The organism is Flammeovirgaceae bacterium SG7u.111, assembly GCA_034044135.1.
In the GTDB taxonomy this organism is placed as follows: domain Bacteria; phylum Bacteroidota; class Bacteroidia; order Cytophagales; family Flammeovirgaceae.
Map to the genome: position 1 here is coordinate 5,365,502 of CP139021.1, position 17,189 is coordinate 5,382,690.

At 40.9% G+C, this 17,189-nt stretch carries 14 protein-coding genes and 2 tRNA genes; 10 read left to right on the forward strand and 6 right to left on the reverse strand.

The features are described 5' to 3' along the window. Positions 1–216 precede the first annotated feature (216 nt). From mgrA to R9C00_20870, 3 genes are all read right to left on the reverse strand, one after another. Positions 217–1,206 carry an L-glyceraldehyde 3-phosphate reductase gene (gene mgrA / locus R9C00_20860; GenBank protein WPO34154.1) on the reverse strand — a complete coding sequence of 330 codons (990 nt, stop codon included), beginning with the start codon at positions 1,204–1,206 and terminating at the stop codon, positions 217–219. A 378-nt stretch (positions 1,207–1,584) separates the two neighbouring features. Continuing rightward, positions 1,585–1,658 (reverse strand) — tRNA-Asn (locus R9C00_20865). Positions 1,659–1,750: 92 nt separating this feature from the next. Next, positions 1,751–1,824 (reverse strand) — tRNA-Asn (locus tag R9C00_20870). A 508-nt stretch (positions 1,825–2,332) separates the two neighbouring features. Here R9C00_20870 and dprA point away from each other — a divergent pair. Both dprA and R9C00_20880 read left to right on the forward strand, forming a co-directional pair. Then, the gene (gene dprA / locus R9C00_20875) at positions 2,333–3,433 is read left to right on the forward strand and encodes a DNA-processing protein DprA (protein ID WPO34155.1); all 1,101 of its coding nucleotides are present in this window, start codon (positions 2,333–2,335) and stop codon (positions 3,431–3,433) included. A gap of 393 nt (positions 3,434–3,826) precedes the next feature. After that, positions 3,827–4,204 (forward strand): hypothetical protein, encoded by a 378-nt coding sequence (locus tag R9C00_20880; GenBank protein WPO34156.1) that lies wholly within the window; start codon positions 3,827–3,829, stop codon positions 4,202–4,204. A gap of 63 nt (positions 4,205–4,267) precedes the next feature. Here the strand turns inward: R9C00_20880 and R9C00_20885 are convergent, their stop codons facing one another. Further along, the gene (locus R9C00_20885) at positions 4,268–6,046 is read right to left on the reverse strand and encodes a M14 family metallopeptidase (protein ID WPO34157.1); all 1,779 of its coding nucleotides are present in this window, start codon (positions 6,044–6,046) and stop codon (positions 4,268–4,270) included. A 256-nt stretch (positions 6,047–6,302) separates the two neighbouring features. On the opposite strand from R9C00_20885, the gene R9C00_20890 reads away from it, so the two are divergent. From R9C00_20890 to R9C00_20910, 5 genes are all read left to right on the forward strand, one after another. Then, a complete protein-coding gene (locus tag R9C00_20890) occupies positions 6,303–7,088 on the forward strand; it encodes an FKBP-type peptidyl-prolyl cis-trans isomerase (GenBank protein WPO34158.1) in 786 nt (261 codons plus the stop codon). Positions 7,089–7,164: 76 nt separating this feature from the next. After that, a complete protein-coding gene (locus R9C00_20895) occupies positions 7,165–8,295 on the forward strand; it encodes a glycosyltransferase (GenBank protein WPO34159.1) in 1,131 nt (376 codons plus the stop codon). A gap of 40 nt (positions 8,296–8,335) precedes the next feature. Beyond that, positions 8,336–8,590 (forward strand): transporter, encoded by a 255-nt coding sequence (locus R9C00_20900; protein WPO34160.1) that lies wholly within the window; start codon positions 8,336–8,338, stop codon positions 8,588–8,590. Between the two features lie 160 nt (positions 8,591–8,750). Continuing rightward, positions 8,751–9,980, forward strand: a complete 1,230-nt coding sequence (locus tag R9C00_20905) for an ABC transporter permease (protein WPO34161.1) — start codon at positions 8,751–8,753, stop codon at positions 9,978–9,980. Between the two features lie 96 nt (positions 9,981–10,076). Continuing rightward, positions 10,077–11,186 (forward strand): VWA domain-containing protein, encoded by a 1,110-nt coding sequence (locus tag R9C00_20910; GenBank protein WPO34162.1) that lies wholly within the window; start codon positions 10,077–10,079, stop codon positions 11,184–11,186. Between the two features lie 45 nt (positions 11,187–11,231). Here R9C00_20910 and R9C00_20915 read toward each other — a convergent pair whose 3' ends face one another. Beyond that, the gene (locus R9C00_20915) at positions 11,232–11,696 is read right to left on the reverse strand and encodes a DUF3592 domain-containing protein (GenBank protein ID WPO34163.1); all 465 of its coding nucleotides are present in this window, start codon (positions 11,694–11,696) and stop codon (positions 11,232–11,234) included. Positions 11,697–11,929: 233 nt separating this feature from the next. On the opposite strand from R9C00_20915, the gene R9C00_20920 reads away from it, so the two are divergent. From R9C00_20920 to R9C00_20930, 3 genes are all read left to right on the forward strand, one after another. Further along, complete coding sequence (locus tag R9C00_20920; GenBank protein WPO34164.1) at positions 11,930–13,306, forward strand: (Fe-S)-binding protein; 1,377 nt, start codon at positions 11,930–11,932, stop codon at positions 13,304–13,306. A gap of 16 nt (positions 13,307–13,322) precedes the next feature. After that, entirely contained in the window at positions 13,323–14,123 is an 801-nt protein-coding gene (locus R9C00_20925; protein ID WPO34165.1) for a (Fe-S)-binding protein, read from the forward strand. Between the two features lie 200 nt (positions 14,124–14,323). After that, positions 14,324–14,824: a hypothetical protein gene (locus R9C00_20930; protein WPO34166.1), complete on the forward strand. Its 501-nt coding sequence runs from the start codon at positions 14,324–14,326 to the stop codon at positions 14,822–14,824. A 117-nt stretch (positions 14,825–14,941) separates the two neighbouring features. Here the strand turns inward: R9C00_20930 and R9C00_20935 are convergent, their stop codons facing one another. Then, entirely contained in the window at positions 14,942–17,101 is a 2,160-nt protein-coding gene (locus tag R9C00_20935) for a glycoside hydrolase family 9 protein (GenBank protein WPO34167.1), read from the reverse strand. Positions 17,102–17,189 lie beyond the last annotated feature (88 nt).

Sequence of the window (17,189 nt, forward strand, 5' to 3'; positions counted from 1 at the left end):
AAAATATCCCATATTTTATTCGTGGCTTGTCTGGCATTCGTTTTTAAGAATTGGAGACCTCTAGAAAAAGTGACCAAACTACTTGAGGTAGTAAATCGGGGTTTGACAAGAAGAAATAGGGGAAGGTACACCTCTCTCTTTTTGTAGTATAAAAATAAGGGAGGTGCAAAAACAATGCCCCTTTACGGTTTAAATATCTTATAAAGAAACCAAGTGTTATCCAGCTAAGATCGATTCAATAGCATCCAGTTCTTCTTGGTCAAACTGCAAGTTTTTCAATGCGGCTACACTATTGTCTAGCTGCTGCACAGAACTAGCTCCTACAAGGACAGACGTAACCCTTGGGTCTTTCAGAATCCAAGCCAGCGCCATTTGTGCCAAAGATTGCCCTCTTTCCAGCGCTATTTCATTCAGTTTTTTCACTTTTCCCAACGCCGGAGCTACTTGCTCAGGCTTCAAAAAACTCCATGACTTACTTGCTCTCGAGCCTTCGGGAATTCCATTCAGGTACTTATTGGTCAAAAGCCCTTGAGCTAGCGGAGAAAAAGGAATGCAACCTATTCCCTCTTGTTCCAAAGTATCGAGTAAGCCATCTTCCACCCACCTTTCGAACATAGAATATTTAGGTTGGTGAATCAAGCAAGGGGTACCAAGTTCTTTCAAAATTTTTGAGGCTTCGGCTGCCAGTGGCGCCGGATAATTCGAGACGCCAACATACAACGCCTTTCCCTGCCTCACAGCATGATCGAGAGCCATCATAGTCTCCTCTAGCGGCGTATCAGGGTCTGGGCGATGGTGATAAAAAATATCAACATACTCCAGCTTCATCCTTTTCAAGCTTTGATCAAGGCTTGCCAACAAGTTTTTGCGACTTCCCCATTCGCCATAAGGTCCTGGCCACATATAATAACCTGCTTTTGTCGAGATGATCATTTCATCACGATAAGGCTTTAAATCCTGCTCCATGATCTTACCAAAATTCTCCTCGGCAGATCCTGCAGGCGGACCATAATTATTGGCAAGGTCGAAATGCGTAATGCCTATATCAAAAGCCCGGCGACACATAGCCCTACCATCCTCAAAGACGTCCACCCCGCCGAAGTTATGCCAAAGCCCCAACGAAACTGCGGGAAGCCTTAAGCCCCACTTCCCACATTTCCTATAACTCATTTGCTCGTAGCGACTGTCTAATGCTTTGTAATCCATTTCTTTACAATAACTTTTTTGATTCTATTTATAGTGATATACCTATTAAAACTATACCTGTTTTCTAGTATAATAACTGGCTCGGACAAGTTAGCTATAACCAATATATTTTTGGTGAAAATCAAGATCAAAAAATACCCTATTCGAATTTCCCAACTAAATACTGTGAAATCAACACACGATCCTCTTTTTCACTTTGAGCAGCTCAGCTAAAGTTAGCTTACCCAAGGTATGAAGAGGAAGGCATAGGATTATTCGGGTAATATTTACTACTTGGGGAAGAAACAATCAGCAAGGCCGGCATGTACAACATGCATAAAAACTGGCAAAAGCGTATAAACAAAAAAAGCAAGCCGATTAATTTCGACTTGCTTTTTGCTCCCCAGCTAGGACTTGAACCTAGGACCCCCTGATTAACAGTCAGGTGCTCTAACCAGCTGAGCTACTGAGGAATAGAGCTATGTGATACAAAATATCAAAGAGCTTTGAAGCTAATTTTAATGTATCTAAAAAAGCAAGCCGATTGATTTCGACTTGCTTTTTGCTCCCCAGCTAGGACTTGAACCTAGGACCCCCTGATTAACAGTCAGGTGCTCTAACCAGCTGAGCTACTGAGGAATGCTTCGTTTGTGGGATGCAAAATTAACAGCACTTTTTATATTTCCCAATACATATCAAAAAAAAATCAATTATTTTTTATTATCACACAAAGTAAAGTGCATAAGTATATAATTTATAAATACTAAAGTCCGCTTTACTATCATGAAAAATGGGAAAAGACTGCTTAACCTATTATTGTTTTTTTGTATTTTTGAACGGTTACGCCTGCAATAGCCTTCATTTTTTAATACGAATGAAGATATATGCTGTTTTGCTTCAACTAGCAATAAAAGTATACCGAAAAATTACTTGTTAAATTTTGTACATATTATGCTATATAGGGAAATATAGTAACTGACCACAAGCCACAGCTGCCCGCTGTGGCTTTTTTTGATTCTTAGGAGAAAGGCGAAAACCTATTTTATACTTCTACTGATTTGGATCATTGTAAAACCATTTCACAATTTTTTGCCAAAATCCAGACTAAGCACAGTGCTTAGCGTTATTTTCGAAATGTTCGGAAAATATGGATTCAACTAAAGTATATCAAGTAGCCTTGGGCTTTTTGCCAGGTGTGGGGAATGTAAATTCGAAACAACTGGTGAGCTACTGCGGGTCAGCGGAAAATGTATTTAAGACACCTAGAAAACGGTTGTTGCAAATCCCAGGTGTTGGTGAGAAGTTAGTGGATACGATCTTAAAGAAAAATGTGTTAAATGCTGCCGAAGAAGAAGTTAAAAGAGCAGAGAGAGCAGGTATAAAGCTACTTTTCTATACTGACAAAAACTATCCAGAACGGATGAAAAGACATATGGACACACCACAATTGCTTTATTTTAAGGGAAACTCTAATCTTAATGCTATGAAAGTGGTAAGCGTAGTTGGAACAAGAAATTCTACCAACTATGGGCGGGAAATAGTAGAGCGGCTAATGGAAGAACTGAAAGCATTTGAAGATATTTTGGTAGTGAGCGGCTTGGCTTATGGGATTGATATCATAGCGCATAGGGAAGCTCTTAAAAACGGACTGGCTACGGTTGGGGTGATGGCCAATGGCATAGATAAATTATACCCCAGCCAACATAAAGCTACAGCTCAGCAAATGCTGGAAAATGGTGGACTTTTGACGGAAAATAAATTCGGGACTGGACCCGATGCCCCACTTTTCCCCAAGCGGAACAGGGTGATAGCCAGTATGAGCGATGCGGTGATAGTAGTAGAGGCTGCGGCAAAAGGTGGAGCACTTATCACGGCGAATATTGCCAACTCGTACGGGGTGGATGTTTTTGCCTACCCCGGAAATGTTGGGAACAGCTTTTCGGAGGGCTGTAATAGCTTGCTCAAAAGAAACCTTGCCAATGTGATAACTGGAGCAGAAGACTTAGTGTATATGCTAAACTGGGACGTAGAAAATACTGCGCCCAAAAAGACTGAAAAAAGTTTAGATGGCTTGAGCGAGGAAGAAATTGCAGTGATGAAACTTTTGCGAGAAAGTGAGATGCAGATAGACTTGCTGAGCTTTCGATCTCAGGTTTCCCTCAATAGGCTGGCTTCGGTGCTACTCAAGCTCGAATTTGATGGTTTTGTAAAATCCTTGCCCGGAAAAAAGTTTAAAGCAGTGAGCTAACAATATACCCTCCAGACTTTATTCTCCTTTTGTTGCAACTTTTTTAGCACAAAAAGACTTTTCTAAATATACATTCTACACAAATTACTTTTTGGATTGTCGAAAAGCTAAAACTGGCTGTCTAATAGGCACCAATCCAAAACTCATCTACATGTGACTTACGTAGGCATTAAAAACTATCCCATTTTGCACAAAACCCTACTTGCAAAAACTACGTCAATGTCCTTTTAATCAACTTTCTATTCAAAATTATATTTTACATCAACCCAATCTGAAAGAATATTCAATCGAATTTGAAAATTAAGTTGACCTATTAACTTTTGATAAGATTATAGATTAATAGCTATATCTCAATAAACCTTACATTTATTTTTCAAAAACCGTTAAATCCCTATGAATAAAGAAAAACTCTACGATGCTTTTGGTGAACTGCTTTACGCTACATTTAAGGTGGAGGGGGCGATCAGAGGTGAGGTTTTAGTAAAGTTAGAAGAATCTCTCGCCCACTATAACTGGGGAGCAGCTGCACTTTGGTCGTTCAACTATGAGCAAGACCATAACCGCTCTATTGAAGATGCTTTTGATAAAGCATATTACACTTTCGAAGAATTTGGTCCTAATGAAGAGTATGCCACTCTTTTCTCTCTACTTGAGAGACTCTCAAACAAAAAGCACTACATAAGCAAAAGAGGCAGAGTGATGATAGAAAAATTCAAACGCCGCTTGAATAAAAAATTCTCTGATCGCTATATACTTACTATGGCAGGTTAGCACACTAAAGCTTCCTTATAAAAACCGCCCTGTTTGGACAAGCCAAGCAGGGCGGTTTTGTATTTATAACAGCCTAAATACTGGATAACGCATATGTTCCTTTTCGTAAAAAGGCGAATGCTGATATATAAAATTGAGTTGCGCTCTTCGGCTGGCTGCAAACTCGCTATCTTCGCTTTTTTTCTTTTCAAACTCCTCTGCCATTTTTTTGTTGGTCTTGAGCAGCTCAAAAGCGATGTCTTCAAACACATAAGATGAATATCCTTCTTTTTGCTGCAAAATGGTATCAAAATAATTCCAGTTAAAAAAGGAATCCACACCTTCTGGTTCTAACGTTTCCACTATGTAGCGGTTGTTGACTTGGTTTACAGGTACTACATAATCCCCCTTGCGGAAAGTGATTGTTTGTTTTTCAGGTCGAAGCTTAACGTTGTAGTGCATAAAATGCCCCTCGTAAGGTCTTGGGTAAGATTTATACTCGTCAATAAAATAGCTTTCCACTTCAATGGCCGAATCACTTTCAAGCTGGTACATTTCTACTTCGTTAAGTTCCAGTTGTCCAATGACATTGTGCCAGCCTTGGGGAATAATGTAAGCCTGTGGAGCTGTAACTTCTACGGCTGTTTTGTATGTATCGAAGTACTTTACCTCCTTGGTAAATGGCTTCGATCTATCATAAAACAGCCTCTTTTGCCCCGGTGCAATCTTGCTTTCTATCATACTTCCCTCATAGCCTTTGAACTGCAGCATGCGAAAAGCTGAAGTATCGTTTTCCCAACTTACAGGAAATACCTTTTGCTTCGCCACCGCTTCTTTTGTTGCAGCCCTAAGTGCAATTACTTCTTTTCTATCTCTTGCCAAAACAGTTGCCAAGCCTTTTAATAACTGATAAGTTGCCTCCACTCGCTGAGGATAAGGTTTCAGCATGTGGGTTTCGCTCATAAAACCTATTGTGTTGAAAAGCGTGACGTAGCCCGAAGAATAGCGAGGCCAGTCGGGAAATTGGGTAAAACCATTGTCAGGGGTACCGCCGTGTACATTTACATAAGGAGTGATGGTAGATGAATTTTCCTCCATGTAATCAAATAAGTAAGGGACTAGCTTTTCTTCCTGATAGTCTTTAAGCACGCCGCCAAGCTTTTCCTTTTGGGTGGAAATAAGAGTCAGCGTGTATTGATAGTCCGCCCCATTGCTCACGTGGGTATCTATCATAAAATCGGGGTCTACATAATGGAACAGTTGGGCAAATGAGCGAGCATTTTTCGTATCATTTTTAATAAAATCCCTGTTGAGATCATAGTTCCTCGCATTTCCCCTGAACCCGTGCTCCTTAGGTCCAATCTGGTTGGCTCGGCTGAAGTTACCCCTGTTCAGCGCCCCTCCTATGTTGTAAAATGGAATGATAGCCAAAACCACATTTCCCATTTCTTCACCCAAAACCTTTCCTTGAGCTACGTCACGCAAGAGCATCATGGAAGCGTCTACCCCATCGGTTTCCCCAGGGTGGATGGCATTATTTATGAGCAAAAAGGCTTTTTTAGCTTTTTTGAGTTCGCCGATATCGAAGCTTTTGTCCTTGGAAAACAAGACTAAATGCAAAGGTTCTCCTGAGTCGGTCTCGCCCATTTCCAGCATTTTTATTTCGGCAAAAGCCTCGTCTAATTTTTTATAATATTCGATTCCTTGTTGGTAGGTTACGGTTTCCAGCCCTTTGCTTTTTTCAAAAACCGTTTCCCAATCAGTTTCACTTGCAGATTGGGGCGATTCGGAAGGTTGGCATTGCACGAGAATAATCATTGCCAAAAGAGGGAAAACCAAGCGGTCTAACCAGTTGAATTTCATAATTAAATTGGAGTTGGGGTTCAATAAATGGTTGTCTGCAGCGAAGATAGAAAGGATAAGGGGAATTGGGAAGTGAGAATTGATAGATGGTTTTATATATATGTAGAAATCAGCTTATTTCTACAGAAAAAAGTTTTACCTCACTCAATCTTCTTTTGCCCTCCTCTTTTTCAATTTATCACTCCTTGTACAAGTCCTACATTATTTCGCTAACTTAGCGACCGTTTTTGTAGAAAATCCAAAACAGGTTTAATAAATGAAACACATGAAAAAAGTTAGTTTTATATTTTTTAGCTTTTTGATGGTAATTGCTAGTTTAGCAAATGCTCAAAAGAAACCATCTAAAAAAGAACTTATCAAACAAGTAGCCCAAATGGAGGCACTCAATACCGCCTTACAAAACTCGCTCGATTCGATAGCTGCGCTCAAAAATGTATATCTCGATGATGAACAGCATAAAATCAGCTATTCATTTGGTGTTTCTTTGGCTTCGGGAATGGGCGAGCAAGGCTTGCTCGATTCGCTAGACGTAGATGTGATGTTCAAAGCTTTTGAAGATGTACAAGCTGGATCCCCTAAGATCACCCCTGCTGATGCCAATGCTGCCTTGGAGCAGTATATGATGAAAGTACAGATGGCAAAAGTAGAAGAGATGAAAGCAGAAGGAACTAAATTTTTAGCTGAAAATGCTAAAAAAGAAGGCGTAACTACCCTCCCTAGCGGTTTGCAATACATAATACTGGAAGAAGGCGATGGACCTATGCCCGCAGCCAGCGACAGAGTTACCACTCATTATGCAGGAAAATTGATCAACGGTAAAGAATTTGACAGCTCTTACAAAAGAGGCGAGCCAGCTACATTCCCTGTTAACGGCGTGATTTCTGGATGGACAGAAGCTTTGCAGCTGATGAAGACTGGTTCAAAATGGCGTTTGTTCATTCCATCGGAATTGGGCTATGGCGAAAGAGGAGCGGGAAGAGATATCCCTCCTTACTCTGTATTGATCTTTGAAGTAGAATTGATTTCTATAGAAGGAAAATAAACAGATAATATTTCCCTAAAAGCCCACTGGGATATATTCTAGTGGGCTTTTTTGTTATCCAATTTCATCCAAACCTATGGTTCAAACAATCGAATGGCTGGGTTATTTTATCATCCTTATCCATACAGGGTACTGGTTACTGGTCAGCTCGTTTATCTATTTTTGGTACAAAATCCCATCTTTTCAGAATACAGGAGAAGGGAATCCTATCTATTTTTCCGTGGTTATCCCCGTTAGGGACGAGGCAAAAAACATCCTAAAATTACTAGCCGACCTCCAAGTCCAAACTCACCTCAGTTTTGAGGTGATCATCATCGACGACCGATCAGAAGACGATACATTCTCCCTAGTCTCAAGTTTTATTTCCAAAGCACATTTCCCACTCCGCATAGAAACCAACCAGCTCCGCTTCCCTTCTCCTAAAAAATCTGCAATTGTTCAGGGAATTGAATTAGCCAAGGGCCAATTTATTGTTACAACCGATGGGGACTGCCGAGTTCAGGAAAGTTGGCTTGCCCACCTCAGTGAGTTTATCCAACAAAAACAGGCAAAACTTGTGAGTGGAGGGGTGGTTTTTGAAAGCAACCATCTCTTTGGAAAAATGCAAACAGTGGAAATGATGAGCCTGATAGGAGCTGGAGCAGCTAGCCTTGCGGCAGGAAGCCCAAGCATGTGCAACGGGGCAAACTTGGCTTTTGAAAAAAAGACTTTTTTCGAAGTGGGCGGCTATGCTGGCAACGAACACCTTGCCAGTGGGGACGATGAATTTTTGCTCCATAAAATCCACAAAAAACACCCCTACAACGTATTTTTCTTGAAAGACAAAGCTTCTGCCGTGAGTACCGCTCCCCTCAAAAGCCTTCAGGATTTTTTCCATCAACGCAAACGCTGGGCGGGAAAATGGTCACATTACACATCCCTTGCCCCAAAACTCCTCGCCATTTTTATTTTTACTTACCACTTTAGTTTCATCTTTCTTTTGGCAGCTCCCTTTTTTGGACTTTTATCATGGAATTTTAGCCTTTCGCTTATAGCGATAAAATTGGTGTTGGAATTTATTTACCTTGGCAGCCTATTACTTTTTTATGGCAAACAAAAACTCTCTCACTTGATATTCCCCTTGGGCATGATCTATTCCTTCTATGCCGTAATTGTCGGGATAAGTAGTAATTTTGGTGGTTATACTTGGAAAAAAAGGCGTTTTTAGCCTATTTCAACTAAATTTTGAAAAACAAAAGGCAATAGAAATGTCTGATATTGAATTTGATGTACTGGACGAACTTTATTTCGTCACTCCTTTTGAGAAACTGCTGGAAGAATTGACTGTAAAAGATGAAGAATTGAAAACATGCCTACTGGGTTTGTTGGAAAAAAAGTGGGTAAAATGTTTTAAATCAATGGATGAAGAAGCTCCAGAACATAAGCTAGATTTTGATAATAAATATAAAACCTATGCCTATTTGGCCACCAAAGAGGGCCTCCTCGCACATAACAGGCTGTGATCCTATTTTTTATAAGAATAAAACAACATTGCAGGCGTTTACTAGGAGCAAAAGCAATTAGTACTTTTTTAATTGCTCGAACAACTTCCAAAACAGGTACTTTCTGGAAGTTAAAGTAACAAGAAAGCAGTTCCGATCATCTATACTTTATATAGAATTAATGCCTGAAAACACTACATCGCACAAACCTTCTTACTACGTAAAAAAACGGCTATTTGGCAACAAACCCGCTATGTTGGGGTTGATTGTAATTATTTTAGCCCATTTGGTAGCAGGGTTGGGATATTTGATCATGCCCGATCAAACTCCTAATGCCAATGACGGCGCAGTGCAAGTTCAAAAAAAACCTCCTGTTTTTAGGGTCAAAGTACTGAAAATCAGAAAAAACCTAGAAACCGAACATACCAGCTTTTTCAAGAAAATATACAATGGGGAAGAAAGTGCTTACACAATTGTCCCTGTAAACGAAATGCCTGATGTGGTAGGAGACAGTGTATTTTTTTCCCCCTATGGAAGAGAAAAAAAGCGAGTAGGGTTTGCGCTTATCAACTGCGTGAAACCTCTCTATGTAGGTCAGTCCGACAAAATGGTGAACAGCTACGAGATAGATGGGGAAAATATAATTTACCTCGACCTCAATAATGAGCGTCAAACTATTTCCAAAAGAAAGCTTGAAAGAGAATTTTGGGACAAAAACATAGAAGACCGAGTATTCCTTTTGGGTACAGACAAAGCGGGTAGAGATATTTTGAGCCGCCTCCTTTTCGGTACACGAATTTCCCTTTCCATCGGTTTTGTTGCCGTGCTGATCTCCCTTCTTATAGGGGTGACTTTTGGCGCAGTAGCGGGTTATTTCGGAGGCAAAGTCGATGCCTTTGTCATGTGGATTATGACCGTGATTTGGTCCATCCCGACCATCATGCTCGTGATCGCCATCAGCCTTGCCTTACAAAACAAGGGGATTTGGGTAGCATTTGTGGCGGTGGGCCTTACCATGTGGGTAGAAATTGCCCGAGTGGTTAGGGGGCAGATCATGGGCATTAAGCAGAAGCTTTATATAGAGGCAGCAAGTGCTTTCGGCTATTCCAATAAGCGAATTATTTTCAAACATATCATGCCCAATATTTTGGGAGCACTCATTGTAATTTCCACCTCAAACTTTGCCTCAGCAATTCTGATTGAAGCTGGGCTGAGCTTTTTGGGATTGGGCGTGCAGCCTCCTATGCCCTCATGGGGAATGATGATAAACGAAGGCTTCAGGGCTATTGGTACACGAGGAAGCTGGCATTTGGTACTCCTTCCAAGTTTGTGCATCTGCTTTATGGTGCTAGCTTTTAACCTTCTTGGCAATGGGCTAAGAGATGCGTACGATCCTAAAGAATTGAAGTAAACCATCCTCCTCCCTTAAAACATATTTTTTCGAACCAACCTACTACTCTTTTGGTTTATCCCTAAACTAGATTTACTAAAAGCATAAACCCGAGCTATGGTAGGCTTCCGATTTACAGACTACGTACCCGAACAAGACCCCGAAAAAAGTCAGTTTGAAAACCTTCTGAATATTTTCATGCAGTTGCTCACCATGACTTCTGGCGATGTAGCTGAGGCTTTGAGCTGGCTCACAAATTTGGACAAACGCTACCAAATGACCGATGGGAAATACGGAATTGGCGACTTTATAGACGACCTCAAAAAGAAAGGATATATAGAAGAAAATGAGCAGCAAAAAGGCTCATTTAAGATGACGGGGAAAAGTGAGCAGAGCATCCGAAAAAGTGCTTTGGAAGAGATATTTGGTAAGCTTAAAAAGTCTAAAAAAGGAGACCATAATACGGCTGCTTCGGGACACAACGGAGATGAAATAAGTGCCGACCGCCGCAATTACCAATTTGGTGATACCTTGGAGCAAATCTCCATGACGGATTCTATCCGAAATGCACAGATCAACCACGGGCTGGGGAGCTTCACCCTCACCGAAAATGACCTGGAAGTAGTAGACAAAGAATACAAAGCACAAACTTCTACAGTGCTAATGATCGATATTTCCCACTCCATGATCCTCTACGGCGAAGACCGAATTACACCGGCCAAGAAAGTGGCCATGGCTTTAGCAGAGCTGATCACCACCAAATACAAAAAAGATACGCTCGACATCATCGTTTTTGGCAACGACTCTTGGCAAATCCAGATCAAAGATCTCCCCTACCTCGAAGTTGGACCGTACCACACCAATACGGTGGCAGGGCTGGAGCTAGCAATGGACTTGCTCCGTAGGAGAAAAAATAAGAACAAGCAGATCTTCATGATTACCGATGGGAAACCAACTTGTATAAAGGAAGGGATTCGGTACTATAAAAACAGCTTTGGATTGGACAGCAAAATTTTGAACAAAACCCTTACTCTAGCTGCGCAATGCCGCAGGCTAAAAATCCCGATCACCACGTTCATGATCGCTTCCGATCCCTATTTGCAGCAGTTTGTGAAGGAATTCACGAAAGTGAATAATGGAAATGCTTATTACAGTAGCCTCAAAGGTTTGGGCGATCTTGTTTTTGAAGATTACCGTAGGAATAGAAGGAAAAATATGAGGGGGTAAGAAACCTTACAAGGTAGTAAGTTTAAACTTACTACCTTTTTTAATCTACATCAAATTAGCCAGAATACTTCCTAAAAGCAGTAAAAGCGGTATAGGTCCAAAAATAGCTCCCATAATGAGCTGGTAATATTTTGAGTTTCCAACTTTATAAAAACCATCTACCATAATATCAGTAGGGTCGTCCTTATTCACCCATACATCTACCCACTCTTTGTTTTGATCAAACACTTTTCTCGACCGATAAGAATAAACAGTTCCATCAGCAGCAGGATATTCGATGGTAAAAAAATAACCTCCAAAAGTCTCCGCTGTATATTTCACACCTGCTTGCCCCATGTATTCTTCGCTACCGTATTTCACTGGAGTTTTATGTACCACAGTTCCCATCGTTCTAAAAGCATTATCCTTAAAATTCAGCTCATCGAGAATATCCTTTAAAGCCCAGTAAAAAAATAATGTCCCGGGCGTTAAAGCCAAGCCAATAAAGAAAGTAACTATTACCGATTCCATACTTTACTAACGATGGTTAGAAAGAATAATATAGTATATTGTATCAACAAATAAATTGATTCAAATAGGATTTAAGTGTTGCTCAAAAAAGAAGCAAGCAAAGCTTTTTGAAGTTTGGGAGAACGAATAAAATTTAGCATATTTGAAAAATTACTCTGCATGCATAACATTTTTATTCAAAACTGACTTATTACTATACGCTTTACCAATAACACATAAACCGATAGGTGAAAATGGAAAACACATTTCAAATTATACAACAAGTAGCTTTTGCAGCGGTGTTTCTCACTGCAAACTACATTATGATCAAGCGGTTCTTGTTCATACGTAGAAATATCCTGCTCGGAAAGCCCGAAGACCGCAGTGGTAATTTTGTCCAACGGTTCAAAACCATGGTAATGATGGCTTTGGGGCAAAAGCAGATGTTCGACAGGCCTCTTGCTGGCATTATGCACTTCACCATCTATGCAGGGTTTCTCCTTATAAATGTAGAAGTACTGGAAATCGTATTGGACGGGCTTTTGGGTACTCACCGTCTTTTTGCCCCCCTATTTGGTAGTTTTTACACCTTTCTTATCAGCTTTTTCGAAATCCTTGCCTTTGGCGTAGTCGTTTCTTGTGTCATCTTTTTTTCCAGAAGAAACTTACTAAAATTGCCGAGGTTCACCAAGCCCGAAATGAAAGGCTGGCCTACGCTAGACGCCAACCTCATCTTGGTTTGGGAAATTGTTCTGATGTGTGCCCTTTTCAATATGAATGGTACCGACCTCGTACTCCAAACAAGAGCTGGAGAAAGTGCTTACGTAGCCGAACATTACCACCAAACTGGGCAATTTGCCATTAGCGGAACATTTGTCGGTTTCTTCGAAAACTTTAGCACGCCTACGCTCATCGCACTCGAACGCATAGCTTGGTGGATCCATATCGTAGGTATCCTGATCTTCGCCATTTATATTACTTACTCTAAGCATTTACACATTTTCTTGGCTTTCCCCAACACGTTCTTTTCCAACCTCACGCCTCATGGCAAGATGGAAAATATGCCTTCCGTAACCAATGAGGTAAATATTATGCTAGGAATAGGCGGTGCAGGGGAGGAAGAAGTATCACAAGACGACTCGGAAGTACCAACCTTTGGGGCAAAAGATGTCACTGATTTGACATGGAAAAACCTGTTGGATGCATATAGCTGCACCGAATGTGGACGCTGTACCTCGGTATGCCCTGCCAACCAAACTGGAAAATTGCTTTCTCCCCGTAAAATAATGATGGATACCCGCAATAGGCTGGAAGAAGTTGGGAAAGGAATAGATAAAAATGGGAAAGAATTCAGCGATGACAAATCACTCTACGGAGATTATACCACCAAAGAAGAGTTGATGGCCTGCACTACCTGCAATGCCTGCGTAGAAGCCTGTCCTATCAACATCAACCCGTTAGAAATAATTTTGCAGCAACGCCGCTATATCGCTATGGAAGAATCGAGCACGCCGGCATCGTGGAATGCCATGTTCACCAACATAGAAAACAACTTTGCCCCTTGGGCTTTCCCTGCTTCCGAGCGGTTCAAATGGGCGGAAGAAATACAACAAAACGAAGACAAACAATAGCTTTAACCAAAAAAATATGAACACTGAAAATATCACAAAAGTAACTACTATGGCAGAAATGGCTGCCAAGGGAGAGTCACCAGAGGTTTTGTTTTGGGTAGGGTGCGCCGGTTCTTTCGATGACCGCTACAAAAGAGTAACCGCTGCTTTTATTAAAATATTAAACTCTGCAGGAGTAAAATTTGCCGTATTGGGGCAAGAGGAGTCTTGCACGGGCGATCCTGCTCGCCGGGCTGGAAATGAATTTTTATTCCAAATGCAAGCTGTTTCTAATATCCAAGTATTAAATGGATACGAAATAAAAAAGATAGTAACTGCCTGCCCGCACTGCTTCAATACATTAAAAAATGAATACCCTGAACTTGGTGGAAACTACGAAGTTGTACATCATAGCACATTTTTGCAGCACTTGATAGACGAGGGACGTATTAAGGTTAAAGGAGAGAGTGAATTTAAAGGAAAATCCATTACGTACCACGACTCTTGTTATTTGGGCAGGGCAAACGATATTTATGAAGCTCCCAGAAAAGTATTGGAAGAACTAGATGCCGACTTGGTAGAGATGAAAAGTTGCAAGACCAAAGGGTTGTGCTGTGGGGCTGGCGGTGCTCAAATGTTCAAAGATGCTGAAAAAGGAAGCAAAGAAGTAAATATTGAACGCACTGAGCAGGCACTTGGAACGGGTGCAAAAGTAATTGCATCGGCATGTCCGTTTTGCATGACTATGCTCTCTGACGGAGTAAAAAACAAGGAAAAGGAAAAAGAGGTAAAAGTATTGGATTTGGCGGAACTTGTGGCTTTATCAAATGGTTTGTAAACCAAAGTTAGAGCTTTATGAACTAGATTCTCTCCCATTTCAATCATTTTCGCTATTTTTGATAAGTATAATTGACCAAATATGTACTTTTTCCTAAAGGAAAATTGCAAAAAACTATTTCGATAATGCTCTAGATGATTGAAAAATTGATCTTTTGCTTTCTTTAACCCATGGGAATTCATTCCCTTAAACATACAGCTATGTTTACACAGTTTAATCATCTTCCCCCTCATTCCAAAATATGGGTTTATCAGGCAGATCGAGTTCTTTCAAAGGACGAAGTAAGCCAGATAGAAGACGTTTTAATAAGATTTGTAGGCTCGTGGCAAGCCCATGGAGCTGACCTTGTTAGTTCTTTCAAGGTATTGTACAATAGGTTTATTGTAATAGGTGTAGATACTGAGGTCAACTTAGCAACAGGTTGTTCTATCGACAAATCCGTTGCCCAAATAAAAGAGCTAGGCAGTGCCCTTGCCATTAATTTCTTTGACAGGACCCAAATTGCCTTTTTAGAAGAGGGCTCTCAAGTATTTACTTCTAGTCTCTCTACTATCAAGTCCGACATAGAAAGCGGCAAAGTAAAAGCTAGCACCCTTACGTTCAACAGCTTGGTTGAAACCAAAGAAAAATTTGATGCCGAATGGCTAGTAACCGCCGCAGATAGCTGGCTTAAAAGGTACTTCAACACTGCTGCTGTTTAATACGAAACGAGGACCAAAGCATTATAAAACCCCACCAAGCCAGAGGCAGGTGGGGTTTTGGTTTTCTTCATGTTGTGTAAAGAGTCGATTGAAATAGCGCCTTATCGTAGTAAATTGCTACTTCAATATCACCCTATGGGTTTGTATATAATTAGGATAAGTTAGTTTAAGTATGTAAAAACCAGGGACTAGCCCCGAAAGGCGTACCTCTAGCCTTTGACCTTCTATCTTGACTTCTTCACCTTTCAATTCAATTATTTTTCCATCTGGAGCTATTGCATCAACTTTTGGTAAATAAAAAGAGCGAGTATCCAAATAAACTAAGTCGCTACTCGGTACAGGATAGGACAATATTCCTCCCATATCCTCTTCTGCCAAACCTGTCACTATCGGATCTGGTATATCTATTTCAACGACACCTGGGCTGGCAAACTTTGATAACAGCATAATGTAAGCAGCTTGGTAATAAATAGCGGGCTCTGTCAGTTCCCATGAGTTTTCTGGCCAAGAAGTATTCCAGTCTTTATACATTTTTTGTACAGGCTGCCCCAATGGAGGGGTCAGATCGTCTCCTGTATAAGATGCATCTGGCTTATAATGCATGTTCACCCCACCGGTCACATAGGCAGGAGGAGGACCATAGGTAGATGTTTTTGCGTTATCGAAAGGAGTGTTGTCACCAAACCAAAGGTGGTACATCTCATTGGCCGAATGCACTGCTCCATATGCATCCATATTACTCATGAATACCAAACCCAGTGCATTTACCCCATGTATATAGTGCATGAAATCTTCGGCAACATCTTTATAAGCCGCACTATCCGAATTGGGGATTCCAAATTGGTACGCATCATAAAATGATTCTCCAGCCCTCGATTTAATACTATTGCTTCCCCAATTATAATCGCTGTCTTTCAAATAAGCCCTGTATGGATCTTTTTTAGAAATGACGGCATTATAAAACTCCTCACCATTCATCGATTTCCTAAAACTCTCCCTAACAGTTTCACAGATTTGAGTATCGGTATTAGGACTGTTACAATAATCCAATAGCGTACGCCCATAATCGTATTCATATGCAAACCAATAATTCCACTGTAGGCAATGAAGCTTTTGATAGTTTGCCTTAATATGCTCTTCGTATTTGCTTTTCCCTGTAGCCAAATACAAATGAACGGCAGCGGTAATCAAATAAGCATCCTGATCATATTCGCTCTTTTCAGGATTGGCGCTACCAAAGCCATTATTATCCCAGCTCGAATAAGCAGGGTTCGCCTCTATCCACTCCCAAGCCAGCTCAGACTTCCGAAGAAGCTCATCTGAATAATTTTTAAGTTCTGGAAAATCGCTAAATACCAACGCTGCATGTGCAAACACGCTTGACAAACACCTTGAAGCAGAACCTATAGCTGGAGCATAATACCTCTCATTTTTATCTGCACTGGCGGGGCTTTCCCCCTGATGTTCAGTTACAGCTACTTTCGCCAGTACTTGCCCATCGCCCAACATCATTTTTTGGAGGAAATCCAATTCAAATTTGATTTCATCTATAAGGTCAGGAATTCCATTTCCACTTTCTGGGATATTGTAATTGTCCTGAAACACCTGTGGATTATTTTGGTAAGCCCAAAGCAACTGGTGCACTACGCTATAAGTAAAAGAGGTGTACTTATTATAATCTCCGGCATCGTGCCAGCCCCCCGAGAGGTCAATTGGGTCGCCATTACCAAACCTACTTCTGCACAAGTTATCTTGCCCATCGTGAATATGGCAAGCCCCGTCAGCCCAACTGCTTCCTGCAAACTGCGCTTCTTTGGACACTCCGCACCGTTGGTAGTAAAACACCCTCACGGCATGCTTCAACACATGGTTATAGACATGCTCAGAAATAGTGAACACATCGGAAGTCACATGATGCTCTTTATCCAAAATGTAATAGTCACCTGGAGTAGTAAAGTCTGAAAAATTGAACCACCAAGCCATATCACCCGATTGCTTATGTACTACCCCATTTCCCCAACTTGCTACACTACCAGTGTAAACCTCTGACTTATCATCGAGCTTAATAATGGTAAGCTCACTAGCAGGCACATAATTAGACGGAGCATTAAACCCTTCTTTGGCACTAGATATCACTGCTACTTTCTGGGAAGATGGCCTGTAGCCAAACTGGTCTATTTTTATGGAAAACTCTTGTGCCCACGCAACACTAATATGTTGGAAAAAGACAAAAAACAACCCTAGGCATAGGAAATATAGTTTATAATTTCTTTTCATTTTGGCAATAAGAGGCGCTAAGAAAACTCCCGGGCAAAAGAGAACGGGAGTAAAACTCACATCAATTGAAACTATCTAATTACGATTG

Excerpts from the sequence above, each read along its gene's own strand:
- mgrA (WPO34154.1), bottom strand. The coding sequence starts at position 1,206 with ATGGATTACAAAGCATTAGACAGTCGCTACGAGCAAATGAGTTATAGG.
- dprA (WPO34155.1), top strand. The coding sequence starts at position 2,333 with ATGGATTCAACTAAAGTATATCAAGTAGCCTTGGGCTTTTTGCCAGGT.
- R9C00_20880 (WPO34156.1), top strand. The coding sequence starts at position 3,827 with ATGAATAAAGAAAAACTCTACGATGCTTTTGGTGAACTGCTTTACGCT.
- R9C00_20885 (WPO34157.1), bottom strand. The coding sequence starts at position 6,046 with ATGAAATTCAACTGGTTAGACCGCTTGGTTTTCCCTCTTTTGGCAATG.
- R9C00_20890 (WPO34158.1), top strand. The coding sequence starts at position 6,303 with ATGAAACACATGAAAAAAGTTAGTTTTATATTTTTTAGCTTTTTGATG.
- R9C00_20895 (WPO34159.1), top strand. The coding sequence starts at position 7,165 with ATGGTTCAAACAATCGAATGGCTGGGTTATTTTATCATCCTTATCCAT.
- R9C00_20900 (WPO34160.1), top strand. The coding sequence starts at position 8,336 with ATGTCTGATATTGAATTTGATGTACTGGACGAACTTTATTTCGTCACT.
- R9C00_20905 (WPO34161.1), top strand. The coding sequence starts at position 8,751 with ATGCCTGAAAACACTACATCGCACAAACCTTCTTACTACGTAAAAAAA.
- R9C00_20910 (WPO34162.1), top strand. The coding sequence starts at position 10,077 with ATGGTAGGCTTCCGATTTACAGACTACGTACCCGAACAAGACCCCGAA.
- R9C00_20915 (WPO34163.1), bottom strand. The coding sequence starts at position 11,696 with ATGGAATCGGTAATAGTTACTTTCTTTATTGGCTTGGCTTTAACGCCC.
- R9C00_20920 (WPO34164.1), top strand. The coding sequence starts at position 11,930 with ATGGAAAACACATTTCAAATTATACAACAAGTAGCTTTTGCAGCGGTG.
- R9C00_20925 (WPO34165.1), top strand. The coding sequence starts at position 13,323 with ATGAACACTGAAAATATCACAAAAGTAACTACTATGGCAGAAATGGCT.
- R9C00_20930 (WPO34166.1), top strand. The coding sequence starts at position 14,324 with ATGTTTACACAGTTTAATCATCTTCCCCCTCATTCCAAAATATGGGTT.
- R9C00_20935 (WPO34167.1), bottom strand. The coding sequence starts at position 17,101 with ATGAAAAGAAATTATAAACTATATTTCCTATGCCTAGGGTTGTTTTTT.